This is a genomic window from Shewanella mangrovi, from assembly GCF_000753795.1.
Classification (GTDB): domain Bacteria; phylum Pseudomonadota; class Gammaproteobacteria; order Enterobacterales; family Shewanellaceae; genus Shewanella; species Shewanella mangrovi.
Genome location: NZ_JPEO01000017.1, coordinates 24799 through 49861, shown reverse-complemented (window position 1 = coordinate 49861; position 25063 = coordinate 24799). Strand labels below are relative to the sequence as shown.

Below are 25063 nucleotides of genomic sequence, written 5' to 3'. Positions count from 1 at the left end.
GTAATGATGCGTTGCGGCATTTTTTGTAGCACAACAAAATCTGCATGTTATTAAGACATCTCTTGATTGCATGAATATTTGAGTAATCTCAGGCCTTACCAAACGGAGTTAGGGACATAAATGCCATCGCTATTACGGCGTTGGTAGATAGCATAGGCTTGGTGCTGCCAATAGATTTCCATTACGAAGGTTTTCGTTCCAAATACTCTGTCCATGAGCATCGTCCTTTGATATTCCGACGTTCCAAGAACTAGCGAGTCGTCTAAGGGCCAACAGCCAGCTAGATCAAGGAGAGCAGAAAGAACACTGGTTTAATGTATTAAACTTAGCTGTGGAAAATTCCAATTACGTCACGAGGAACTTGAATGATACGAAATTGTAGACCAATTCAATTAGTGTCAAATGGTTACAAAATCGTTATTTTAAGTTGAGACGTTTCATTAACCGGTGCAAATTACCCGGATTGACTTTCAACTGCTCTGCAGTAGCACTTAGCTTCTTATCATTCTCCAGATAAGCACTCTGCACAAGCTGTGTCTGAAATAGATCAATGGCCTCTTTTAATCCTAGGTGCAGATACTCAGTTGTATTAGTTACCCACCCACCGTCAACCGGCAGGGAGTCAATAACGTGCTGGTTTGTCATCTCAATAGAAAAGTTAAAATGGTGCGGAAGCAGAATTATCTGCTCAGATTGGGTATTAGACTTTGCAATCACTGACGCTCTGTTTATCGCATGTTCCAGTTCACGGACATTACCGGGCCAGCTGTAATTCTGAATAACGGTCAGGGTTGCCGCATCTAGGCTGATATTGGCGACACCTAACTTATGTGCGCATCGCTCCGCGAAGAAGCCAGCAAGCAATACAACGTCTTTATCACGTTCTCGTAAGGGAGGCACAAAAACAGGAAAGACACCCAGTCGATGGTACAGATCTGCTCTGAAATTACCTTGCTTCACTTCTTCATGCATTACCCGGTTAGTGGCAGCAATAATTCGGACATTTACCTTGATATTCCGGTCATCGCCGACTCGCTGTATATCACCATACTGAAGAGCGCGGAGTAGTTTGGCCTGCAGTGAAAGAGATAGTTCACCAACTTCGTCCAGAAAAAGGGTGCCATTATCTGCCAGTTCAAATTTACCCTTACGGTTACTAATGGCTCCAGTAAAAGCCCCCTTTACATGCCCAAACAACTCACTTTCGGCCACAGATTCCGGGAGCGCCGCGCAGTTCAGGTATACCAAGGCATTGTCCGAGCGACGGGATTGGCTATGAAGCGCATTTGCTACCAGTTCCTTACCTACGCCCGTTTCCCCCATGATCAGTACCGAGAGATCAGTATCTGCCACTGCATCAATTTGAGATTTAAGCTCCAGCATTGGTGAAGACTGGCCAATAATCTCTTCAGGGTAATTTAGTTTTCTTGACCGCTTTGGGGATGCAGCTCCAACCCCAGCAGTCCGTTCCAATTGCTCCATCAATAAGGCCGTATTCAGGCTGCTGGCAGCCAAGGCACTCACAATCCGAAGATCATCATTGTTAAAATAATCAAATTGAGCCGGATCAAAAGCGTCGATGGTAACAGCACCAATTAAACGATCGTCCAGCATTAGCGGCAGACCGATACAGGAGTGAACCTTGAGCTCCTCCTCATGATTGGGTATCAGGCCGTCATAGGGATCGGGCAGATCACTATCGGGGGGAAAACGCACAATATCTCCAGCCCTAGCTATGGCCTCAAGGCGGGGATGCTTCTCAATATCAAACCTGCGCCCAAGTACATCCTCACTTAGTCCATTAATCGCCAAAGGTACAAACTGCTGATTGCGGAATAGTAACAAGGCTGAAGCATCACATTTCAGAGTATGGCGGATAGTAGAAAGTAGTCGGTCAAACCTATCCTGATCAGAAATACCGGAAGTTATGTCCAGCGCAACCTGTACCCATGCGTTACCAAGCTGTTCCATGACTATATCCTCACCCTTAAAAATTATCTAAACGACAATATTATTATCATATTGATAACTGCAATAAAATATCAAAATGACAAAAAGAATAAGCTGATAAAGTTATCTTGATGATATGAAAGGGATAATTTTTTGGCACGCTTCATGCCCTTATAAGACAAACCTTCACAACTGATTTAGGGTAAAAAGATGACGATTCATGTAAAAAACAATATTCACTGGGTTGGACAACGTGACTGGGAAGTTCAGAATTTCCATGGTACAGAATATAAAATGACAAAAGGAACCAGCTACAACAGTTACCTGATCCGTGAAGAGAAAACCGTACTGATCGATACGGTTGATCACCGTTTTAGCTACCAGTTCCTACAGAACCTAGAGATGGAGATAGATCTGAATGATATCGACTTTATCGTGGTAAACCATGCAGAGGAAGATCACTCAGGTGCTCTATCTGCACTGATGGAAAAAATACCGGGAACTCCCATCTATTGTACTGAAGCAGCAATCGACTCTATTGTCGGACATCACCACCATCCAGAGTGGAATTTCAAAACCGTCAAAACTGGCGACAGTGTTGATATCGGTAACGGAAAACAACTTATCTTCATTGAAGCCCCAATGTTGCACTGGCCTGACAGTATGATGACCTATATGACAGACGATGCGGTCCTATTCAGTAATGATGCTTTCGGCCAGCATTACTGCGATGAGCACCTGTTTAACGATGAGGTAGATCAAAACGAATTGATGGATCAGTGCCTTCGTTACTACTCCAATATCCTGACGCCATTCAGCAACCTAGTGACAGCGAAAATCAAAGAAGTTCTAAGCCTTAATGTACCTGTGGATATGATCGCCACCTCCCACGGTATCGTGTGGCGTGATAACCCGACTCAAATTGTTCATCAGTACCTTGAATGGGCAGACAACTATCAGGAAGAGCGGATCACCATTTTCTACGACTCAATGTCTAACAACACCCGCATGATGGCCGATGCAATTGCTCAGGGAATTCATGATATTGACCCGCAAGTGGCGGTAAAAGTATTTAACGTATCTAAACACGATAAAAACGAAATTCTGGCAAATGTGTTCCGCTCCAAAGGAATATTCGTTGGCTCATCCACCATGAACAATGTAATGATGCCCAAAATTGCCGGTATGCTGGAAGAGATCACAGGCCTGCGCTTCAAAAACAAGAAAGCAGCTGCATTCGGCAGTTATGGCTGGAACGGAGGTGCCGTTGACCGCATTCATGCCCGCTTGACCGATGCAGGATTTGAAACAGCCTTAAGCCTGAAAACCAAATGGCGCCCAGATGGAAAAGCTATGCGTGAATGTCGTGAACACGGCCGTCAGCTTGCGAAGCAGTGGGCACTGAATAACGAAACACTGATAGAGACAAAACCTGCACCAAGTGAATTGGCAGAACCTTCTGACAGTAAGGTACACCCGACAAATTGCCAGTGCATGATTTGTACTGTGTGTAATTGGATTTACGACCCTGCAATTGGCGAACCCAATCAGGGCGTTGAACCTGGTACACAGTGGGACAACGTACCAGACTATTTCCTTTGTCCAGAGTGCAATCTGGGTAAGGAAGTCTTTGCGAAACATGCGAACAATGACCAGGAGGCAGCCTGATGTATCCTCCTCTGATTATTATTGGGAGCGGCTTTGCCGCTTACCAACTGATAAAAACACTTCGTCGTAAAAATAGCGATATGCCTATCCAGTTATTTACCGCTGATAACGGGGACGAGTACAACAAACCGGATCTGAGCCACGTGTTTACCCGCCAGCAAAGAGCTAGTGACCTTATCACTATGACGGGAAAAGCATTTGCTACCCAGCAAAAAATTGAGATCTTTGCCAATACCAGAGTAGATAAGATTGATACCGACAATCACACCATTACCGCTAATGGCATCTGTTATCACTACTCCAGGCTTGTTTTAGCAACCGGCGCCAAAACCTTTATTCCTATATTGACTGGTGATGCGACTGCAGAAGTTATTACGCTCAATAGCCTAGAAGAATATCGTGTTTCTGAACAACGTGTTACACAGGCACAACGAATCTTAATCATGGGCGGCGGTCTTATTGGTACTGAACTGGCGATGGATCTTTGTTCCGCAGGTAAGAAAGTACAGATACTGGATCCGAGCCCCCATCTTATGGCCAGCATGATACCTGACTTTGTCGCTACAGCCCTTGAACAGCAGTTACGGAACGATGGGGTCCAGATTGACTGTCTGGACCATGTCATCAGTGTTGAATATGACCAAAGCTGTCTAGTTGCCACGACCAGAAACGGCTTACGCTACAAAACTGACTGCATAATCTCTGCCGCAGGACTGGTACCCAACACAGAACTTGCAAAAAAAGCCGGGTTAACGGTGCAACGAGGCATTGTTGTTGATAAGACACTGCGAACTTCGGTTGACAATATCTACGCCCTTGGGGATTGCGCCGAAATTAACGGCAAGGTGATGGCATGTATGCAACCTATTGTACTCAGTGCAAATGTGCTGGCCAGTCAGTTACTTTCCAGTACAGGAGAGCTAAGCCTTCCAGCCATGATGACTAAAGTGAAAACTCCTCGCTATCCGATCCAGTCTGGTGGTAACTGTGACTCCGCAGCGAGTTGGCAGGTGAATATCAACGAGCACGGCATTCTGGCCAGAGCCTACAATCATAGCCAGCACCTGACCGGTTTCGTCGTTACTAAAGACAATATAAGCCAAGCTTTCCCGCTGCTACGAGAGCTTCAGGCTGCTAACTAAGCGAATTGATTATTGTCGTCCGGTTAAATCAATCCATACATAGTGAGTAGATAAGCATGATGAATATCAGCTTCTCAGAGCCCGAAAGGCTAAAAGCAATTTTTGATAGCGAGAACCGAGAAGAGTGGCAAAAAACCAGCCATATCATTCGCAGCCTTGCGCTGAAAGAAAATGAAATTATTGCCGACATAGGCGCCGGCACCGGTTATTTTTCCGAAATTTTCTCGCATACAATCAAGGAAGGGAAAATCTATTCAATAGATTGTGAGCCCAATATGGTGGCCTATATGCGAAATAGATTTTCTAGTGAAGCGTTCAACAATATAAAGGTCATCTTGTCGCAACCGGACGACCCATCCATTCCCCCTAGGGTCGATACCGTGTTTATCGCTAATACCTACCGTTTTATCCAGAACCGCGATGCGTTTCTGAATAAGATGCGAGAACAGACGAGTCGGAAGACCAAGTTTGTCATCGTCGATTTTAGAGGCAGTAACGCACGCGTATCACCACAACTAGCGATTGATGAAGTTCAAAGAGCTGGATTTGAAGTGGTGGATTTTGATGTGGCGGGATGTCCAGAACACTATATTTTAACCTTCACGTTAAATTAGTAGCCGATTCCTACTTTTGCTATGCCTGCTTGTTATACAGCGATTAAGTGTTTATTCAACCGCGAAGCGGATATTTATAGAGAAGAAAGATTATGAGTCACCAACGAATTCCAAAGAACTGGACCATTCAACGCTCAACACCATTTTTTACTAATGATAATGTACCCACAGCACTGCTTTCTCACCATAACACAGCAGCAGGTGTTTTTGGCCAACTCTGCGTGATGGAAGGTGTTGTAACCTACTACGGGTTTGCTGATGAAAACGCAACTGAGCCTGAAATTAAGATCGTTATTCCTGCAGGTAGTTTCGCTACTAGTCCGCCACAATACTGGCATTGTATTGAACTAAGCGATAACGCTCAGTTTAATATCAACTTCTGGTCTGATTCAGATAAAAAAGACCAACGGATGTACAACACCAAATAATAGTCGTAAAGCGGGCCAATCTCTCATTACCCTGCGCGTCAGTGATAGACTCAGATGGGTAGCGGTTGCCGCACCCAAATACCTCAGCCACGCTCCAGAAATCGATGAGTCAAGGATCTGAAGCAGCATAACTGCATCCAGCTACGTACCGGCTTTGGTGTTATATACCAGTGGAACTTTGAAAAATGGCAATAAGATGCGCCATCGATGTACCAGGTCAGTTATGCGTAAATGAAACGGCTATAGGTATGATATGGCGCTTGCTGGCAGAGGTATTAGGTACTTTTGGAAGAACGCATTGGACCTTTTTTGGAGAGTAGCACTCTACAAGTTGTATTGCCCGATTGGACACCAGTAGAAGAGCCGTTTTATCTCTATTATCCGGGCTGTAGACAAATACCGCCTAGCTGGAAAGAGTTGATTGATATCTTAAGAACTGACGCTAAAACGTGGGAAAGATGAACACTTGTCAACTAAACCGCCATTACAAAAATTAGGGCTAGTTTCGCCCCATGCTTAGTTCCGTCTTGAAGGTGCGAAAAACGGAATGGGGCAGTTCCAACTTAGAACCAACATCGCAATGTACAAGTCATACTTTAATTGAATTACGCCCTCTTCCTATTTTTCTCTCTGGCAATGTATGCCCATATTGTTGCCACCAAAGTGTAAGGGCTTCCATGGTCGGCCCAAGTCCTCGAGCTTTTTCTGTGATCGCATATTCCACTCGAGGAGGAACTTCTGGGTAAATAGTTCGCGAGACTAAACCGTCTGCCTCTAACTCTCTAAGTTGAGTGGTCAGCATATGCTGAGTAACGCCAGGAATGGCTTTGCGAAGCTCCCCAAATCGGTAGATACGTTGGTTCAGCAACCACATGATTTCGAGCTTCCACTTACCTGATAATAAGGAAAATGCCCGACGCATTTCCTCATGCATATTGATACTTTCTTGCTCAATAGTCTTATTAACCATACTAACCAATCAAAATTCATCCTACTTGTTAATTTTAATATTAGACAACATTATTACTTCAACGTCGACGCCAGTATTTCACCGCCTGCTCTTTTTTCAGAGCTGGCATTTCTGACCATCAAAGGTATGAATCATGAATAGACTTGAAGGTAAAATCGCTATTGTTACTGGCGGTAGTCGTGGCATTGGCCGAGCTACTGCGAAACTCTTTGCTGCTGAAGGTGCAGTAGTCGCCGTAGTTTCAAGAACTCAACAGAGTGTCGATGAGGTAGTTGCTGAAATCAACGCTGACGGCGGCAAAGCTATTGCTATCGCATGTGATATCTGTGATGTAAAACAAACTGATGCAGCAATAAAAAAAGTTGTTGAGACATTTGGTGGCATTGATATTCTGGTAAATAATGCTTTTGATCCTACCGCACCATTTTCTTCAGTCATCGATCTTTCTGTCGAACAACTGCAACGTAATTTTGAAATCGGGCCCATTGCTTACTTACGTTGGATGCAAGCCGCATTTCCTTATCTTAAACAAAGTACTTCGGGACGTGTAATTAACTTCGGCTCGATGGCTGGCGTGAGTGGTCTTGTTGGCTACGCACCTTACAACATGGCGAAAGAGGCTGTTAGAGCGCTCACAAGAACTGCCGCCAGAGAGTGGGCTGAACATAATATCACCGTAAATAACATGCTACCGGTTGCCAAAACATGGGGCGATGATGTTGAAATTCCGCCGCCAGCATGCCCATTGGGGCGTTACGGGTCACCGGAGCAAGATATTGCTCCCGTTGTACTGTTTCTCGCAAGCGACGATTCGCAGTACATCACCGGCTACAGTATGACGCCTGATGGTGGACTACTTATCGATAGCGCACGCTGATAAGCCAAACCAACTGTCGTTTTCTCTTTTTATTATTTCCACAAGAATCCCCACGGCAGAGGGGATTCTTGCTCTGGGCGTATTGCCATAGCCAATGACTAGACCGCAATTGTTCGCAGTCGGTTGTTCATAGAATGAAGATAATGGATCTATGCTAATTCCTTGGCTTAGTGCTTGTTGAGCAACACTTCTATCATCTACACCGCTTGGCAAGCGCAGTGTTAAATGCATACCAGCAGTGCCACCAAGAACCCAATCGTCAGGGAAATATCGCGTTAGTTCCGTTTTTAGTATCTTTTGCCGCTCTCGATAGATACGCCGCATTCGTCCAAGATGTCGGCCAAATTCACCACTTGTCATAAATTCCGCTAGTGCGATTTGTTGCAGTTGATTACTTACTTGCAAAATCTGTGGCACGACCCGTGTTACTTGGCTCACGAGTGTTTTGGGAACAACCATAAAGCCTATTCTTATAGTAGGGAACATCGTCTTACTAAACGAACCGATATAAATCACAGGTGAATGTTCAGCTAATCCCTGCATACTGGAAATGGGTGTACCGGTATGCCTGAAATCACCATCGTAATCATCTTCAATGATCCATGTCCCTACATTTTTTGCTGCTTCGATAAGCGCAAGTCGCCGCGCAACAGAGAGCACTGCTCCGGTTGGGTATTGGTGGGCTGGAGAGGTAAAAATAAGCTTAGGCCGTTGGTTGAACCAATGCTCAGTTGTAGCAGCCAATCCTTCATTATCAACAGGGATAGGAATTATAGATAATTGCTCGTCACTAAAGGCTGATTTTGCTCCTGAATAACAGGGGTCTTCCACCCATACTGTATCATTTGGATTCGCGAGTAAGCGTGCACAAAGTGTTAGCGCGTGCTGAGCACCTTCAGTAATGACAATTTGCTCTGCCTCGCATTGAACCCCACGTGCAATATGCAAATGCGTGGCAATCGCTTGCCTTAGCGAAAACTCGCCCAGCGGATCTTTCGTAACTAATGCAAACGGATGGAGCAGCTTTACCGCTCGTTCCAACGTCCTTTTCCACTTAGCTAAGGGAAAATCTTTTAATGAGGGAACCCCAGGTGCTAATAAGCCAGTTGTCCCCCTTGGTTGCGTTTGAATAATGGCCTTATCATCGTTCCACCGCTCAGCTAACTTGGTTTCAGCAAGCATGGCAGATTGGTTCAATGAAGATTTATGAAGGCGGAGTTCTGCAACACGAGTCCCGTGTTGATCAGCGATGATATAACCTTCCGCCGCTAATTGTTCATATGCAAGTACGACGGTATTGCGCGAAACACCTAGCTGCACAGCAAACGTTCGAGAAGGTGTTAGTACCGTGTTCGAGGGTAATCGTCCAGATAAAATGGCATTGCTAAGCCGTTCAACCAACTGTCGATGTAACGAAAGCTTTTTCCCTGTGGACGTTTTCGCTTGCGGATCAAGTAAGCCAACAATATCAATCATTTTGGTGGTACTAAAAAAGATCATTTATGTGGTACTTTTCACCATACCACAGTTATTTTACGTTGGTGTCATTGATAACAGAAATCGTAAATAACATGCACACTCGACTTAATGAATTTCAACAACCGATTGGATACGCCTTAGCAGATTGGACTCCAGCTAAACAACCTTCAAAACGTTGCTTGAGTGGACGCCTTTGCCGATTAGAGCGCCTAGATGTCGCAACGCACGCCGATAATTTGTATCAAGCGTTTGCTGAAAGTCCTGATGCTCGCCATTGGACTTATCTGCCTTACGGCCCCTTTGAAACAGCTGATGAATATCGCGCATTTTTAACTGGTATGGCAGAACTCAATGATCCATTTCATTACGCAGTAGTCGAACCGTCGACAGGTAAAGCTATTGGTACCATTTCGTTGATGCGCATTGATGTTGCCAATGGTGTCATTGAAGTGGGACATGTGGTTTATTCACCCCAAATGCAGCGTACCCCGTTGTCAACAGAAGTAATGGCTTTGCTTCAACAGTATGTATTTGAAGAGCTTGGCTATCGTCGCTTGGAATGGAAATGTGATGCGTTAAATGGCCCATCAAGAGCGGCTGCGGAACGCTTTGGATTTACCTTTGAAGGGATATTCCGTCAGTTACAAGTGACTCAAGGCCGCAACCGCGATACCGCATGGTATTCGATGCTTGACCATGAATATGCCCAGCTTAAATCGGCCTATCAAACTTGGCTTTCAACGGATAACTTTGACGGTGCAGGTCAGCAAATCAATAAGCTGGCCGATTTAATTAATCAGGGACGCTAATGGCCTTGCATATGGTTTAGTGTCCAATATTTAGTTAGCCCCAAGTAGACGATGAAATCACGGTTTACCGGGGCCTTGTTGCCCAAGACAAAGTGATAACAGGGATTGCTTTTCCAACCAATGGATCATCTGTCCCTGATTCACCAATCCATCCATTTCACGTTAAACCAATTCCCTTAATTTTCTTAAATGCCGATTAGGCATCCTATTTACTGGTAAATGAGAGTGTTAATGACGACTAAGCCTATGATAAAGGCCGTGCTACTACTGATAATTTGCACCTTTTTTTGGGGAAGCGGCTATCCCATCAGTAAAGATGCATTACATGAAATGAATGCGCTGAGCTTAGTGTTCTGGCGCTTTTTGATCGCTTCTAGCTGTTTAGCAATATATCTCTTAGTCTCGCGAATATCTTTGCCTCGTTTACCCACATCAAGATGGCTTCTGGTCATAGCTATTAGCGCGTTAGGTGTGGGCGGATTTAATTTGATTGTCTTCACTGGATTGTCTTACACCAATGCGACCAATGGTGCATTAATCATGGCGTTGAGCCCTCTAACAACCTCGCTCATTGGCTGTGTCATGTTACGTTCGCGCCCCTCTATAACTCAATGCTGTAGCTTGCTAGTGAGTTTTGTCGGAGTGTTGTTGGTTATTACCAATGGTCATTTTGAAACCTTGTTCTCCATGGAGATAAATTATGGTGACCAGTTAATTTTTTGCGGCATGTTGGCGTGGAGTGCTTACACCTATTTCAGCCAAGGGATTAGCCGTTGGATGCCAGTAATACCGTACACTTGCGTGGGCATGTTAAGTGGCACCTTGTTAGTGGGTCTTGTGTGTTTGCTAACCCCCTCAATTCATCCTGTATCTGAGCTATTGACCAGTCAGGCTAAATACTTAGTCGAGATACTGTATATCGCCATATTTGGCACGGTTGCTGGTTATCTTCTGTGGTTAGATGGCGTGAATCATCTTGGCTCAGCTAAGGCGTCTGTATTTTTCAACTTGGTACCTATTTACGCAATGTTAACATCTTCCCTGCTAGGACAAGCTGTCACGGAGTTACAGATTATTGGTATCGTTGTGGTGATTTTGGGTTTACTGCTTCCACGCATCGTGTCGTTTAAACGCACACATGCCCTCGAAGACATATCGCAGCAGTAACATTTAGGGTGATACATTGAAAAATGGGTATCGCCGGTTCGGTGATACCCATGAAGTTTCAGTCAATTTTTATCAAAAGATGACGATATGAGCTTAGATAGAAATTACTCTGGCTGCGCTGTCGGACGGAACAGAATTTCCGATACGTCGACTTCTTCTGGTTGCGAAATCGCAAAGGCCACCATACGAGCGAATGCATCAGGGGATAATCCAAACTCACCCACAATCTTTTTCACAGTCTCTTGAATATCTTTTTGGCTGATGTGCTCAAGCAACTCTGTGTTGACCGCTCCCGGAGAGATGATGGTCGTGCGTAAGTTATACGGCTTAACCTCTTGGCGTAGTCCTTCCGAAATTGCTCGAACAGCCCATTTCGTGCCGCAGTAAACCCCAGCGCCTTTAGCGACAATGTGGCCATAGACTGAAGACACGTTGATAATATGCCCAGACTTTTGTGCCTGCATATGCGGCAGCGCCGCAGCAATACCATGCAGTACACCCTTGATATTGATATCGATGGTTTCGTCCCATTCATCAATCTGCAAACGGTCGAATGGTGCTAATGGCATCAGGCCTGCGTTGTTAAGTAGTACGTCAACTCGACCGTATTTTTCAACGGCGGTATCCACAAGTCGTTTAACATCATTGCGGCTTTTTACATCGGTTTTTATCGAGGTGGCAACACCGCCAGCTTTAACAATCTCACTGACAATTACATCCAGTTTTTCTGCGCGGCGTGCACCCAATACAACTTTTGCGCCCTCAGAAGCAAGTAATCTTGCCGTCGCTTCACCAAGGCCTGAGCTGGCACCAGTGATGACTACAACCTTATCTTTGATATTTTGCATATGTACCTCTGCTGTTGTTAATAATGAGTGTCGTTTGTTCTGCCCGATTAGGGAGATTAAGAGAGCCAATGGTGAACGTCATCATTGACCCACTTGGTATTTCACGTGGTTAGTGGGCTTGTTCTCGGCTTCGCGGAAAGGCATAACTGGCGTTGAGCTTTACTATCAGGAAACTGGTAAACAATAGGCCAACCAACATATAAGGAAGTGAGGACACGCCGCTCAGATGGAGTAACAGACCTCCAACTATGCCTCCAAGAGAAATAGCGCTGTTCCAACTGACAACGGTCAACGAAATGGCGATATCCGCCCATTCGCCAGCAGCGTCCGCAAGCGCAGTGTTGAGTAACGTTGCCGCGCCGCCGAAGGTCAGTCCCCAAATTGCGGTGCCAATAACAATCACACTAGGGCTGGTAATAAATATCCCGAGAATTAATGACACAACACAAAATGCAAATAACGACAGCAGCACCGTTACGCGTAAATGTTTGTCGATGAGCTTTCCGGTGATAAAAATCCCCACCAAAGACGCCAATCCGAAGACCATCAGAATGACATCCACTTTGTTACCCAAGTTTGCTGGTTCAACGAATGGTGCAATGTAGATATAGAGAATGTTGTGTGCCAACATCCACGTCAGCACAACGGCAAGTACGGGCTTTACGCCTTTAATATTGAGTACCTTGCCAAATTGCAGATTAACCTGTTTTGACTGACCCGCGACATTTGGCACACACAACATGATCCACGCAATCAGTACCACAGATAGCACGGACATTACGCCAAATGTTAAACGCCACCCCAACACCTGACCTAACCAAGTGCCTAGCGGTACGCCGGCAGACAATGCTATTGGAGTCCCGACCATGGCAATCGCCATTGCTTTACCTTGTTGAGCAGGTTCAACAATGCGTCGTGCGTAACCAGCGAGTAAACTCCATGCCAACCCCGCACTCGCTCCCGCCAGAAAGCGAGCGGTAAAGGTCAATAACAAGTCTGACGACAGCGCAGTTAAGGTGTTGAAAAGAATAAATCCCAACACCGTTGTGACGAGTACACTCCGTCTTGACCAAGTCCGCGTGGCAATCGTTAGTGGTATTGCCGCAAACAACGATCCTAGTGCATAAGCCGTCACCCACTGTCCGGCGGTTGATAGTGGGATTGCCATATCATGGCTGATCTCCGGCAATAAGCCCGCTGGTATTGTTTCTGTCATAATGCAGATAAACCCAGTCATAGCAAATGCCAACAACGCCATATAGGGCATTGGTTTGTGTTGATGTGTCATCGTTATCTCTGTGAAAAAATAGCTTGCTAGAAAGCATGAATACTCATGCTCCCCTGCGGTTAGTTGCTGCGATTTTTCATTTGAAAAGTGTTAACTGGTGAGGTTTTACTAGCGCTATGGCAGTGAAACACCGGTAACGTGTGTTAATGTGGTTAATAGCGCTTGTTGGAACGCCTCGTCTTGGGCAGCTTTGTGTGGCGCTTGGGTTTGTTTGTGATGCCAATAGGTTCCGCTTTCAAGTGATGATGCTAGCTCCGCTTCGGCCAACCACTCTTGCGTTTGATATCCTTCAACGAAGTCATCAGTCGCATCTTTGCCGCCCATTTTTGTTGGAACCCAGCCAGGGTCAACCGTGAAACAGGATACATCGTGCCACTGCCTTTCTATCGCATTCGCCATCGTTGTGACAAGCAGCTTGCTGTCTGAATAGCTGCGCGAACTGCCATACCATTTGATATCTGACAGAACGGCATTGCCATTAAAGTGCATACTGCTACTGAGATAGATGAGCCGCGAAGGTTTGGTGATCAGTGCTGTTAAGACATACGGCGCTAATACATTGACGGCCAACATCTCTTTGCCGGATAACATCCCAGCGTTGTGGATCACCGCATCCATTTGTCCATACTGATTAACTTGCACCGCAATCGCGCATTGCTGCTCAAATATCGCAAGATCACCTATCACTGGTTTGGCACCTCTATCAATCAAGTGCTGCACAGCAGTTAGTCGTTGATGGTTGCGACTATGAACAATAATCTCATGCCCTTTTTCAAGTAGGCTGGTTGCAGTCGCTAAGCCTAGGCCATCGGTCGAACCGGTAACAAATATGCGAGCCATCGTTGTTAAGTTCTCCTCAAGTTCAAAGATTATCGATATGGATAAGCGTTTATCGACAGTGCTATCTATAGGACAGCACTGAGCGACAAGCTGGTAATTTAAAGTGCTAGTTTCAGAATTTCTGCGGCACTTTCAGCAGTGATTTTTTGTTTTTCACCGATGTTGACGTGGCCGTGCGCTCTAAGTTTCTCAACAACGTGAGGAATGATCTCTTCGCCTAAACCGTAGTCGGCAAGATGCGTTTTTAACCCCATGGATTCGAAGAAGTCTACGGTGATTTCAATCGCTTTATCTGCCATAACATCTTCCTCTGCTGATGGGATATCCCACACATTTGCAGCATACTGAGCCAGTTTAGCTGACTTATCTGCTTTGCAGAATTTCCAAAGTGCTGGCAAGACAATCGCTAGCGTTTGCGCATGGTCTAACCCATACAAGCCGGTGATTTCTTGGCCAATCATGTGAGTTGCCCAATCAGCAGGTGTGCCTGTTGCTAGAATGCCGTTAAGTGCCATGGTGGCTGACCACATGATATTGGCTCGTGCATCATAGTCATCTGGCGTAACCAGCGCTTTAGGGCCTTCTTCCTTCAAGGTTTTCAGCAACGCTTCTGCAAAGCGATCTGGGATCTTCGCATTAACAGGATAAGTAACGTACTGTTCTAGAATGTGAATGAACGCATCAACCACACCATTCGCTGTTTGGTTTTGCGGCAAGGTGAAGGTAATTTCAGGCTCTAGCACAGAGAATTTAGGTAACACGAACGGCGATCCAAAAAACAGTTTATCTTTAGTTTCAGCCTTGGTGACAACAGAAACGTTGTTCATCTCTGAGCCAGTGGCGGCGATGGTGAGAACACAGCCGATAGGCAGTGCTGCTTTCACCACGCTCCCGTAGCTTTTAACGATTTCCCACGTATCGCCTTCATACATCGCAGCTGCGGCAATAAACTTTGTACCGTCAATAACGGAACCACCACCCACGGCGAGTAGAAAGTCGATTTTTTCCGATTTAACAATCTCAACCGCTCTCATCAGCGTTTCGTAATGAGGGTTAGCTTCAACACCGCCGAACTCAAAAACCACCTCGTTTTCCAGCGCATCTTTTACCCGTTGCAATACACCTGTTTTGACAACACTGCCACCGCCGTAAACGATTAAAACGCGTTTATCTTTTGGAATTTCCTGATTAATTTGAGCAATCTGGTTTTTACCAAAAAGCACTTTTACTGGATTATGAAATGTGAAATTTTCCATCGTATTACCCTCAGAATTATTGACGACCACGCCTCTATGTGGTCGTGCTAGAAACAACATTGAGTTGTTCGATGGCGATAATTTAACAAGTAATACCGTAGTAATTAATAAGCGAATATTTCATTTATTGCTGAAGAAAATTCACAAATAAAAAGGCGGACAAAATTTCTCGTCAGTGTTGCTAACGTAATCAATCTTAGCTAGGTAATTGATTTTAAATATTATTTAAAATCACTGCTTGGTATCAGCTAAAACGACGACACTTTAAAAAGCATCGTCTAGTAAAAAAAGAGGATACACTTCGGCATCCTCTTAGCGGGTAAAAACATATCGATTTAGAAAGTGCTCGCGTCAATCACATACCGATAGCGGGCCTTTTTATTGACAACATTTTCCCATGCATCATTAATCTGCTCGGCTTTGATCATCTGGATCTGTGGCAACACTTTGTTATCAGCACAATAATTGACGACTTCTTGCGTTTCTTTCATGCCGCCAATCAATGATGCGTTGAAGTTCACTCGAGCAAACGCCAGATTTAATGCGCTCACCGTCACTTCAGAATTGATAGGCATCCCTACCTGCGTGAAGGTTCCATATGGCTTAACGACAGCGGCGTAGGCAGCGACATTGTAGTCATACGGAATAGTTGAAAGCAGGTAATCTAACTGGCCTCGATATTGATTAAGCTTGGCAAGATCATCAACCACAATGGCTTCTTTCGCGCCAAAGGCTAGAATATCTTTCACTTTAGATGGTGAGGTTGTGAACGCGTAGACCTCAGCACCTTTTGAAACTGCGATTTTCACCGCCAGATGACCTAATCCACCGATTCCGGCAATGCCCACTTTCATGCCGGGTTTGATGTCAGCTCGCATGAGTGGTGAGTAAGTGGTAATTCCTGCACACAGTAACGGCACTGCCTCTTGGAAACTGACATTATCAGGGATATGCACCGCAAAATGGTCTTCTACGACAATGTTATTTGAGTAACCGCCCTGAGAGATGCCCGTCGGAGAACGATCGTCTGGAAAGCCATACGTGAAGATGGTATCTGCATTGTATTGTTCTTCGTCGTGATCATGATGGTGATGATGATTACCCACCATACAACCCACGCCAGCACGGTCTCCCACTTTAAATTTAGTCACGTTCTTACCAACGGCAGCGACAATGCCCACCATTTCATGACCTGGCACTTGCGGGTATTGTTGTTTGCCCCAATGACCTTTTTCTTGGTGGATATCTGAATGGCAAATGCTGGCGTATTTGATATCGATGAGAATATCACTATCACCCACAGCGCGACGTTCAAATTTCCATGGTTTGAGGATGCCAGATTCATCAAATGCGGCATATCCACGGGATTGGATTTTTGCATTTGATTCACTGGCAAATACATTAATAGGTCCTGATAGCAGCGCACTCATGCCAACTGCACCAGTCATCTTAACTACCTTTCTTCTGAGTTGATCGGTATCGTCACTCATAATATTTCTCCATACTGACTGTGTTCACATTGATGATTTAGCGATGAATACCGCTCTTGTTGATACAGCGGCTTTTATAAGCCGGACTTTTGGATAGCTTATTTGGGTGCTTTTGCTAACACCGCATCGATATCCGCCGCGCAGTGGCGTTCTGCCAGCCGTTCCCATTCCGCCCCCATCAACCGATTGACAATTCGACCGCGTTTCACCGCTGGACGCTCTGCAATTAATCGCGCCCAGCGCTGCACATGTTGATAGCTTTGTACGTCGAGAAACTCCGCAGCGTCGTATAAATGTCCTAGCACGAGATTGCCGTACCAAGGCCAAATAGCGATATCAGCAATGCTGTACTCGTCACCAGCAATAAATGTCCTGTTAGCCAACTGCCTATTAAGCACATCTAATTGCCTTTTGACTTCCATCGCGAATCGGTTAATGGGGTATTCAAATTTCTGTATTGCAAAGACATAGAAATGGCCGAAGCCTCCCCCCAAATAAGGCGCTGAACCTTGAAGCCAGAACAACCAATTGAGTACTTCTGTTCGTTTAGCGTGGTCACGAGGTAAGAGCTGGCCAAATTTATCGGCCAGATAGAGCAAAATATTGCCAGACTCGAAGACTTTGATGGGCTCAGCATGTGAATAATCTACCAATGCCGGTATTTTTGAATTTGGGTTTACATCGACAAACCCAGAGCTAAATTGTTCACCTTTGCCTATTTTGATTAGAAAGGCATCATATTCAGCTTCTCGCACGCCTAATGCCAGCAACTCTTCCAGCATGATGGCCACTTTCTGCCCGTTGGGTGTTGCTAGAGAATAGAGTTGGAGTTTGTGGTTTCCTACTGGCAAGCTCTCATCATATCTCGCGCCAGCAGTCGGTCTATTACCCGCGATTTCTTGGTGCTTTTCCTCAACTAGAGCAGACCAAACTTGAGGAGGAATATAAATAGCTGCCACGCCGTACCCTCGTAATAATGTGAATAACTCATTTTGTGGATGTTCAAATATCAACCGACTTGAGTTAGATATTGATTATGTAAGCTGCAATCTAACAAGTGATGCTTCGTTGATTAATACCGAATAATTTCATTTATTTGTGAGTTTTATTCACAAGTGAGATGCCCAAGAGGTAGGCATTGAATGCTATAGTCAGTAAAAAATTGAGGGAGAGATAAAGTGGACGACCTTAAAGCATTTCTCGTCATAGCTAGGCTCAACAGCTTTACTAAAGCCGCAGCAGAGTTGGGTGTTTCCCCTTCAGCATTAAGTCACCTGATCAAATCTCTTGAGAAAAAATTAGGTGTTCGGCTATTCGCTAGGACAACGCGAAGTATTGCCCCAACTGACGCAGGTCAGCGACTAATTAACGATTTAGCGCCCTTATTTGAGCAGGTTGATGATGCAATTCAAAGATTGGGGGAGCTGAGAGATAAGCCAGCTGGTCATCTTCGTATCACAGGTGCTGACGATGCAATTGAGTATATTTTGCGACCGGTACTACCTCGATTTCTCAGTCGATATCCTGATATTAGTGTTGAGGTAAGCATTGACTATGGTTTTACCGATATCGTCAAAGAACGCTTTGACGCAGGCATTCGTCTAGGTGAAGACCTCAATAATGACATGATTGCCGTAAAAGTTAGCCCAAACTGGCGTCAAGTGGTTGTTGCCTCACCCCAGTATTTACGTAAGCATTCCGTACCGAAAATCCCTGAAGATTTGTTAAAGCACAACTGCATAAATATACGTTATTCAGAAAAAAGCGGCTTATATGCCTGGGAATTTGAGAAAGGTGACAAGAAACTCAATCTCAAAGTTAAAGGACAGTTTACCGCTAATACCAACTCACACGTGCTAAACGCAGTGCTAGATGGAATGGGTATCGCTTACCTACCAGAATACTATGTTGAGGAATATCTAAAGCAGGAGCAGCTTGTCACGCTCATGCTCGACTGGTGCCCATATTTTGAAGGGTATTACCTTTACTACCCATACAGACGGCAAGATTCCCCAGCGTTTATGGCCTTATTAGATATGCTTCGATATGAAGCATGAGCAGAACACTCATTTACGACATTAGCCAAATTAGGTCAACATCATTTCTAATGGCTAAGTGCTTTTGGGCGAGCGTAACTCACAATGGGGCACAGGCTTTTCTGAGCGAGGAAAAGCCTGTATACAGCCCTCAACAATCTGTTTGTTCCGAGAGCGTTAAAGCATCTTCTAGTTCGACACCAAGGTAACGAATAGTGTTATCAAGCTTCGAGTGCCCTAGTAAAATCTGTACCGCCCTAATGTTTTTAGTTTTGGCATAGATCAACGTAGCTTTGGTACGACGCATAGAATGCGTACCATAGCAATCAGCATTCAAACCAAGCTTTGTAGCCCAATTCCTGATAATCATACGATAGAAAGAATAGCTGATGGCTTGCCCTTTTCGGCGATTGCTTGGAAACAAGAAACTGCTTGCCTCTAAGTGTGCTGAATGGACCCATCTACTTATACTTTGCTGCGTTCTAGGCGTAATTTCATAGTGCACTTCGGTACCCGTTTTTTTCTGAATACACTGAACCCTTCCATGAATGACTCCCTGGGAAGACACGTCGTAAACATGCAGTCTTAAAAAATCGCTCGCCCTTAATTTGCTATCAATAGCTAGATTCAACAGGGCGAGTTGCATCAAGTCTTTTTCTATCTCTAACCTAGTCCTGATTCGCCAAATTTCTTCTAATTTGAATGGTCTTTTGATGCCAGTGCATTTTGCGGATGATAATTTCCTCATGTTGACCTCCTCTCAGATGTTATTGGTCAACATTAAGTTTGGCTTATCAAGTGGCGTAGAAACCAACAGTTAGGTCCCACGGAATTTTCAGGAGACAAAAGTATGTTAGTTCATCGGCTATAACATGAGAGTCCAGATAAAACTTCCTATGTTTAACGCTTCACATATTATGCGTAATCTTACTTGTCGTTAGGCTTCAACGGTGCGATTAACATAAATAATATTAAACAAATCCAGCTAATAAACAGAGTCGCCACTATCCATGCTAGCTTTTCTTGGCGTCCAACATTTTGTGACCTAGAAATTATTGTGATAGGTATTAGCCAACAAAATAGCAAAACAAGGAGTAAAGGAAACCAAGATATTAAAATTTGAGTTGTGTTATCCATAACAAATTCCTTTTTTAAACCTAAAGCCCCAATAACAGGGCTGGTACGGTACTATAATGACGAAGCTACTCACAGTATTTTCGTCCCTGTGCGGCTTCGCCGCGGCCTATCCTTATTTGTGATGTGCACGCTGCTAAATGCTAATCCCCCTATGTATCAAATACCTACTACGCCGCTCTTTTTGAAATACCAATAACCGCAATAAATCCAGCCACCAGGAGGAAATAAGAAATTAAGCAGAATTGCATAGATGCCTACCAGCGATATGTTATTTGTCTTTCTTCTCGCAAATTTTACTGTGAAGAATATGACTATTATGGCAAGAACACAGAAGATTTGTCCCCAAAGAGTCGCATTTAAATTCATTAATAAAATCCCTTATTTATTGGTTTTCCTGACAAATACATACACCTCACGAGAAGGCAACTACCAAATGCTATAATACGAAACGAAGTGAGGGGAACCTGCTTCTTAGCAGTCCTGCGGACTAGATTCGTTAGCTAAATTCCGCGCCGTTGTTCAGCTTTACGTCTTAGTTGGCGAGCCATAGCCTGGCTAGATGGATATTTTGGTAAAATAAGCCATAAAACAATATAGGCAACAATAGGAATACCAAAGAAAAAACTGGTAATTAGGAATGCTAAACGAAGTCCATTTTTGCGTATACCATAGTAATCCGCCATTCCGGAGCAAACACCAGCAATAAGTCCTGTTTCACCGCGTGTAAGTGTATTTATGTTGTGGTTATCTTCCATGCCTTCACCTTTCATTTGACTAGTCAATCGCTATCGTTAGAGTCGTTACTCTGTAGCATAATTAAAATTCGGTCAATAGATGCGGTCTTCTGGAGACAGATAGCCGAGCTCATAACCACGAATGGGACAAATTAGTCAAAAGGCAACTTGGATGTTCCTGTAAGAATTATTCCCGGTGATTCATAATAACTGCCGCCAACAATGCGATATGACGATGCATTCATTAGTGATTCTGCATCCTCTGGCTTTATATTATCACTATTATTTTCCGATAAAACCGTTCTAAACCAACGACCAGATTTTGAAAATGAAGGATATTCAATTCGGTAGAACAGCCAGTGTTTGGCACAATTTGGGCATTGGTAAAGCCAGACGTCGCCGTAACGACTATCCGTCATATCAAGACCTAAGTACGTGCCTTTGTCTTCGCAATCCCAAAGTCTGGGCTCCATGCATTCACATTCATAAATTGACATAAACCTCTTTAGCTCTTATCGAACGAAATAAACTTAACTTAATCGCATTACAAAAATTTGGCTAACTTGCGAATGGATTCTATGGAGACCAAGATCTTCGCTAGCTCACAACGGGGCAGAAACGTGCTATACAGGTTTCCGACTAGTCGGTGGCCAAAAGCGTGTTAGAACGTCGACTGTATCAGGTGAATTTCGAATAAGAGTTTCAGGCACTATCAAACTTCGTTGACACGTTGTTTCCCTATAGAAATTTTACGAGTGAAACGGGGACTTTTGGGAGTAATCTTAATATTCGCAGGAATTTGAGTACTCTTACCAGAAAAGTACATGCTAGATAGGTTATCAAATGTGTAATCAACACCCAGTCGTTCCAACGCTTCAATCAGCACTCCATCAGCGCCTGTGTCATTATCCGGCATCAGCTTCCCTGTAAGACTATTCACCCTCGTTCTGACATAAAGACCATAGCCAATTTTCATCAATAAACCGTCACTGGTAAGTTTTTTAAGTCCTCGGCCGACTTGGTCATAGTCTGCAATGTCTTTAAAGTCAGAGCGCAGAAAAACGCAACGCTTTGAGCGTTTCACTCTTGTCTGAATTCTGTCTCGTATCGTCATCTAGCACCTCCTTAGAACATTCTATATATGTAAGCAAAAATACGACACCTTTCAAATGCGGAAATATGACAATTTATATAGGACGAGATTGATCCAGCGGTCGCCATGTTAAACGTGCTGATGGTTCAGTACGGCTTAAATACCACTCATTTTGAGAATGAAATCGGCAATAAAAGCATGGTGTCACAGGTGTTAGCTGGCAAAAAGAACCAGACCAGAGAACACATTGCGAAGTTGTCTCAACACTTCGACGTTAATCCAACCTTACTTTTCCGCTTTGTATGGGTGACGGCGAGCAGCTGGCTATTCTGAGAAGTGATTAACTTAGGCGTGGATCTAACCTGAAATCTACAAGCTTTGCATCCGGCAGCGCGTTTAAGACAACGGAATGATTGGGGTTGATAAGAAGGTTTTGCTCGGTGCCGACAATACCTGACGGTACCAACAGGCCTGCGGCAGCGTTTAAAGCAATAAACGCATCCCCGATGCTGCGAGTGTGTGATTGATCGGCAATCCAGTCACCCGTCAGACTTGCCGCAGGCAACGTCATGATCTCACTGTCATCCAGCGTAAGTTGAAGCACCGCAAAATGGTCAAAATTGCGCGGAAAATGCAGATGCACCATAATTTCAAGCAATGCCAGCGACAACGAGGGAGAGGTGTACACCATCGGGGTACCCACTGAGTTCCAGCGGCCACCATTGAGAGATGTACTCTGCCCGTCCCACGCAGACGCGAAATAGCGTTTATGAGTAATGCGGTACGCAATCAAAAGTACACACCATGCATTAAACGATGGATGAGTTTGATTACGTCAACGGTACCCGATTCCGAAGAAAGCATTTCCATCGGCTTTTTATTGCCAAGCGCGACCGCAGGTTCATTCAGCCATTGAATGGCTTGCTCCCGTTCACCTTCCATCATCGTAGTAACCGCTTCAATCACGCGCACGAGTCGAGCCAAAGCTTCACTTTGCGGTGCCCCTAAACGATTGCGCGCTTTAACCTGGCGGTTGAACGTAGTTTGGCTTACGCCGACCACATTGATGAGGTTGGTAATAGGCCAATCAATCTCTTTAGCCAGAGACGCCACAACGCCCATGCCGAAACCTTTACGGATCGCGTCATTAAGCTTTGACCCTTCCCCAGCAGGTAAGCCAATCTTCTGCCAAATGCTCAAAGGTGCTTTGGCTGGCAAATTAAATTCGCGAAATGTACCGGTCATTACGCTCCCTCCACATGGTCTAACATGTTAATTATTGCACACCGAAAACCAAGTGGGCAATTATTTAAAACCAAATGGTCAGCCTAGAAGGTGTCGTTGCAAATTTTTAACGCACAACAGCGGTGACAACTCCCCCCCCTGACGGGGAGGCTTCCAACTTCTTAGGCAGCTGCCAGTACGTGAATTGGCTTGGCTTACGCAAGCCTCCATTGGCAGAAACCGACAGTCCTTCGGCTCGTATTTTTATAGTAGCCAGTTGACCAGTATTAATCGCAGCATTGATGTAACGGTCATGTTCCGTATGATAGAACGCGCATGTCCAGAAACGTATCGCTAGAGGAAGAGAATCTACCTTATGGTCGCAGCAGGAGCAGGTCTTGGAGCTAGCAAACCATCGGTCGATTTTGACCAGATGTTTACCCTGCGCCTTGGCCAGTCAGCCAGTACAAGAGGGCACTGGCCGAAGGAATACCGCAGCAATAAGCCAGTGCATTTAAGCCTATTGAATAAGTGTATTCATATTGAGATACGTTAATTGTGGTATTGTATCCTTATATAGATACATAAAGTTATTTCGCGTATCGATATTCAGATACATAACTGGCCTTTCTTGGGGTGTTTTATGTCAATCGGTGTTAGTTAGAGCTGTATCAGCTATCGATGCTGTGGCACCACGTAGAAATGATGCGCCGCTCAATAGAACAGGTTTACCCGCTGCTGCGCGTGGCCGAGCATAGACTGGCCAGCCAATACTATGAAATGTACCGCTTGTTTAAGTTGAATATCGACAGTTCGCAGCGCTTACTCGCCAGTGAAACCACCAAAACTCAACTGCCATACTGCTCTGAGTTCATGGGTGAGTTGTTTGAACGCCTGCAGAATTGAGTTTTAGGTACCAAAAAGGCCACCGCTGTGGCCTTTTAATTGATAGCTTTGGAATACAATGTTAGGTTGAGATATAGGGTCTATTTGTTTTGTTTTTTGTAAAGGATATCAGGCGATATTTCCGATTATTTGGCGTCAAAATTAGCTATCATTGCAAAAAACAAAATTTTTGTAATGGATTATAATCACCATATCTACCGATATAGCCTTCAATATCAAGGATTCTACTCACTCACTCACTGAGCGAGATTGCTTTTAGTGGATATAATGTGCCTACAAACAGAAGGTCTATCCAGAAGAGTAAGGTGATAGGCTACCAAAAAGAAATCCGCCCAAAGAAGGCGGATTTTTCTTTACTTGGCTTGATCAGAAGATTTGAATAATCATCACGATAAATACCAGTGCGATACCTACTGTGGTGCCTAAAGCTAATTTCATTTCTGATGACATACTTGTCTCCTGCTTGTCGCTAGGTTAGGTTTAAAATCATTATTAATCACCACTATTTAAATTCAACGACGCGATGCTATTTTTGTGACCCACAAAGCATGCTTTTATTGTCAAATGCGATAGGGAACAAATGCCTAATCATCCGTCTTAGCGCACCGCCCTCTTCTTTCAATGGCGGTTAGGTAAACTTAAGGAGTTAATCTCGTAATGTCACAAGTACTACACACCATGATCCGCGTAGGTAACTTAGAGAAGAGTATCGAATTTTATACCCAAGTGATGGGGATGAAGTTACTACGTCAATCAGAAAATCCACAGTACAAATACAGTTTGGCATTTGTCGGCTATGGTGAAGAAAGTTCAGGTGCGGCCGTTATCGAACTTACCTATAACTGGGGTACCGAACAGTACGATATGGGCAATGCCTTCGGTCATATTGCCATTGGTGAAGCCGATATCTACGCCCGTTGTGAAGCAATTGCGGCGGCTGGCGGTAAAGTTGTCCGAGCGCCCGGCCCTGTTGCTGGCGGCACCACAGAGATTGCTTTTGTGGAAGATCCTGACGGTTATAAAATCGAGCTGATCCAGATGCGTTCAGCGGAGCAAGGTTTAGGTTAATCGCTGACGTGCTTATTGAGTATAAAAAAATCCCCGGCA

At 44.6% G+C, this 25063-nt stretch carries 26 protein-coding genes; 10 read left to right on the top strand and 16 right to left on the bottom strand.

Features of this window, described 5'->3' with window-relative positions:
- Positions 1-417 precede the first annotated feature (417 nt).
- Complete coding sequence (norR, locus tag HR45_RS15720; RefSeq protein ID WP_037444839.1) at positions 418-1971, bottom strand: nitric oxide reductase transcriptional regulator NorR; 1554 nt, start codon at positions 1969-1971, stop codon at positions 418-420.
- A gap of 189 nt (positions 1972-2160) precedes the next feature.
- On the opposite strand from norR, the gene norV reads away from it, so the two are divergent.
- The 4 genes from norV to HR45_RS15700 all read left to right on the top strand — a co-directional run bounded on the left by norV (position 2161) and on the right by HR45_RS15700 (position 5802).
- On the top strand, positions 2161-3618 hold the full coding sequence (gene norV, locus HR45_RS15715) for an anaerobic nitric oxide reductase flavorubredoxin (protein ID WP_037444836.1): 1458 nt from the start codon (positions 2161-2163) through the stop codon (positions 3616-3618).
- Positions 3618-4760 (top strand): NADH:flavorubredoxin reductase NorW, encoded by a 1143-nt coding sequence (norW, locus tag HR45_RS15710; RefSeq protein WP_037444834.1) that lies wholly within the window; start codon positions 3618-3620, stop codon positions 4758-4760. The genes norV and norW overlap by 1 nt, the downstream gene beginning before the upstream one ends.
- 56 nt (positions 4761-4816) lie before the next feature.
- Positions 4817-5374 carry a class I SAM-dependent methyltransferase gene (locus HR45_RS15705; RefSeq protein WP_037444830.1) on the top strand — a complete coding sequence of 186 codons (558 nt, stop codon included), beginning with the start codon at positions 4817-4819 and terminating at the stop codon, positions 5372-5374.
- 92 nt (positions 5375-5466) lie between these two features.
- Complete coding sequence (locus tag HR45_RS15700; protein ID WP_037444828.1) at positions 5467-5802, top strand: TehB family protein; 336 nt, start codon at positions 5467-5469, stop codon at positions 5800-5802.
- A 589-nt stretch (positions 5803-6391) separates the two neighbouring features.
- Here the strand turns inward: HR45_RS15700 and HR45_RS15695 are convergent.
- Positions 6392-6772 carry a winged helix-turn-helix transcriptional regulator gene (locus HR45_RS15695; RefSeq protein WP_037444826.1) on the bottom strand — a complete coding sequence of 127 codons (381 nt, stop codon included), beginning with the start codon at positions 6770-6772 and terminating at the stop codon, positions 6392-6394.
- 133 nt (positions 6773-6905) lie between these two features.
- Between HR45_RS15695 and HR45_RS15690 the strand changes: the two genes are divergently transcribed.
- Positions 6906-7649, top strand: a complete 744-nt coding sequence (locus HR45_RS15690; RefSeq protein ID WP_037444824.1) for an SDR family NAD(P)-dependent oxidoreductase — start codon at positions 6906-6908, stop codon at positions 7647-7649.
- Here the strand turns inward: HR45_RS15690 and pdxR are convergent.
- Entirely contained in the window at positions 7626-9125 is a 1500-nt protein-coding gene (pdxR, locus tag HR45_RS15685; RefSeq protein WP_052074797.1) for a MocR-like pyridoxine biosynthesis transcription factor PdxR, read from the bottom strand. The genes HR45_RS15690 and pdxR overlap by 24 nt on opposite strands.
- Before the next feature lie 95 nt (positions 9126-9220).
- On the opposite strand from pdxR, the gene HR45_RS15680 reads away from it, so the two are divergent.
- Positions 9221-9937 carry a GNAT family N-acetyltransferase gene (locus HR45_RS15680; protein WP_037444910.1) on the top strand — a complete coding sequence of 239 codons (717 nt, stop codon included), beginning with the start codon at positions 9221-9223 and terminating at the stop codon, positions 9935-9937.
- A 219-nt stretch (positions 9938-10156) separates the two neighbouring features.
- The gene (locus tag HR45_RS19750; protein ID WP_347360079.1) at positions 10157-11104 is read left to right on the top strand and encodes a DMT family transporter; all 948 of its coding nucleotides are present in this window, start codon (positions 10157-10159) and stop codon (positions 11102-11104) included.
- Between the two features lie 104 nt (positions 11105-11208).
- Here the strand turns inward: HR45_RS19750 and HR45_RS15670 are convergent, their stop codons facing one another.
- From HR45_RS15670 to yghU, 6 genes are all read right to left on the bottom strand, one after another.
- The gene (locus HR45_RS15670; protein WP_037444822.1) at positions 11209-11952 is read right to left on the bottom strand and encodes an SDR family oxidoreductase; all 744 of its coding nucleotides are present in this window, start codon (positions 11950-11952) and stop codon (positions 11209-11211) included.
- Between the two features lie 109 nt (positions 11953-12061).
- Entirely contained in the window at positions 12062-13240 is a 1179-nt protein-coding gene (locus HR45_RS15665) for an MFS transporter (RefSeq protein ID WP_037444821.1), read from the bottom strand.
- Between the two features lie 114 nt (positions 13241-13354).
- The gene (locus tag HR45_RS15660; protein WP_037444818.1) at positions 13355-14080 is read right to left on the bottom strand and encodes an SDR family NAD(P)-dependent oxidoreductase; all 726 of its coding nucleotides are present in this window, start codon (positions 14078-14080) and stop codon (positions 13355-13357) included.
- Between the two features lie 98 nt (positions 14081-14178).
- Positions 14179-15336, bottom strand: coding sequence for an iron-containing alcohol dehydrogenase (locus HR45_RS15655; protein WP_037444815.1), 1158 nt, complete (start codon positions 15334-15336; stop codon positions 14179-14181).
- A 335-nt stretch (positions 15337-15671) separates the two neighbouring features.
- Complete coding sequence (locus HR45_RS15650) at positions 15672-16826, bottom strand: NAD(P)-dependent alcohol dehydrogenase (RefSeq protein ID WP_037444813.1); 1155 nt, start codon at positions 16824-16826, stop codon at positions 15672-15674.
- Between the two features lie 98 nt (positions 16827-16924).
- Positions 16925-17785 carry a glutathione-dependent disulfide-bond oxidoreductase gene (yghU, locus tag HR45_RS15645; RefSeq protein WP_037444810.1) on the bottom strand — a complete coding sequence of 287 codons (861 nt, stop codon included), beginning with the start codon at positions 17783-17785 and terminating at the stop codon, positions 16925-16927.
- A gap of 219 nt (positions 17786-18004) precedes the next feature.
- Here yghU and HR45_RS15640 point away from each other — a divergent pair, with 219 nt between their 5' ends.
- Positions 18005-18883, top strand: coding sequence for a LysR family transcriptional regulator (locus HR45_RS15640; RefSeq protein WP_037444807.1), 879 nt, complete (start codon positions 18005-18007; stop codon positions 18881-18883).
- Positions 18884-19013: 130 nt separating this feature from the next.
- Here HR45_RS15640 and HR45_RS15635 read toward each other — a convergent pair whose 3' ends face one another.
- From HR45_RS15635 to HR45_RS19275, 7 genes are all read right to left on the bottom strand, one after another.
- Positions 19014-19610, bottom strand: coding sequence for a tyrosine-type recombinase/integrase (locus tag HR45_RS15635; protein WP_037444806.1), 597 nt, complete (start codon positions 19608-19610; stop codon positions 19014-19016).
- A gap of 889 nt (positions 19611-20499) precedes the next feature.
- The gene (locus tag HR45_RS15620; protein WP_037444802.1) at positions 20500-20754 is read right to left on the bottom strand and encodes a PspC domain-containing protein; all 255 of its coding nucleotides are present in this window, start codon (positions 20752-20754) and stop codon (positions 20500-20502) included.
- A gap of 131 nt (positions 20755-20885) precedes the next feature.
- Positions 20886-21230, bottom strand: coding sequence for a hypothetical protein (locus HR45_RS19465; RefSeq protein WP_156104089.1), 345 nt, complete (start codon positions 21228-21230; stop codon positions 20886-20888).
- A 215-nt stretch (positions 21231-21445) separates the two neighbouring features.
- Positions 21446-21847, bottom strand: a complete 402-nt coding sequence (locus HR45_RS15615) for a DUF6088 family protein (RefSeq protein WP_037444801.1) — start codon at positions 21845-21847, stop codon at positions 21446-21448.
- 319 nt (positions 21848-22166) lie between these two features.
- The gene (locus HR45_RS15605; RefSeq protein ID WP_037444799.1) at positions 22167-22619 is read right to left on the bottom strand and encodes an RES family NAD+ phosphorylase; all 453 of its coding nucleotides are present in this window, start codon (positions 22617-22619) and stop codon (positions 22167-22169) included.
- Positions 22616-23071, bottom strand: a complete 456-nt coding sequence (gene parS / locus HR45_RS15600) for a type II RES/Xre toxin-antitoxin system antitoxin (protein ID WP_037444797.1) — start codon at positions 23069-23071, stop codon at positions 22616-22618. Before parS ends, HR45_RS15605 begins: the two co-directional genes overlap by 4 nt.
- Positions 23072-23177: 106 nt before the next feature.
- Positions 23178-23507: a zinc ribbon domain-containing protein gene (locus tag HR45_RS19275; RefSeq protein WP_081933510.1), complete on the bottom strand. Its 330-nt coding sequence runs from the start codon at positions 23505-23507 to the stop codon at positions 23178-23180.
- 209 nt (positions 23508-23716) lie between these two features.
- Between HR45_RS19275 and HR45_RS15595 the strand changes: the two genes are divergently transcribed.
- Together HR45_RS15595 and gloA are read left to right on the top strand one after the other, a co-directional pair.
- Positions 23717-23956: a P22AR C-terminal domain-containing protein gene (locus HR45_RS15595; RefSeq protein WP_277619586.1), complete on the top strand. Its 240-nt coding sequence runs from the start codon at positions 23717-23719 to the stop codon at positions 23954-23956.
- A 657-nt stretch (positions 23957-24613) separates the two neighbouring features.
- Positions 24614-25024, top strand: coding sequence for a lactoylglutathione lyase (gene gloA / locus HR45_RS15590; protein WP_037444793.1), 411 nt, complete (start codon positions 24614-24616; stop codon positions 25022-25024).
- Positions 25025-25063 lie beyond the last annotated feature (39 nt).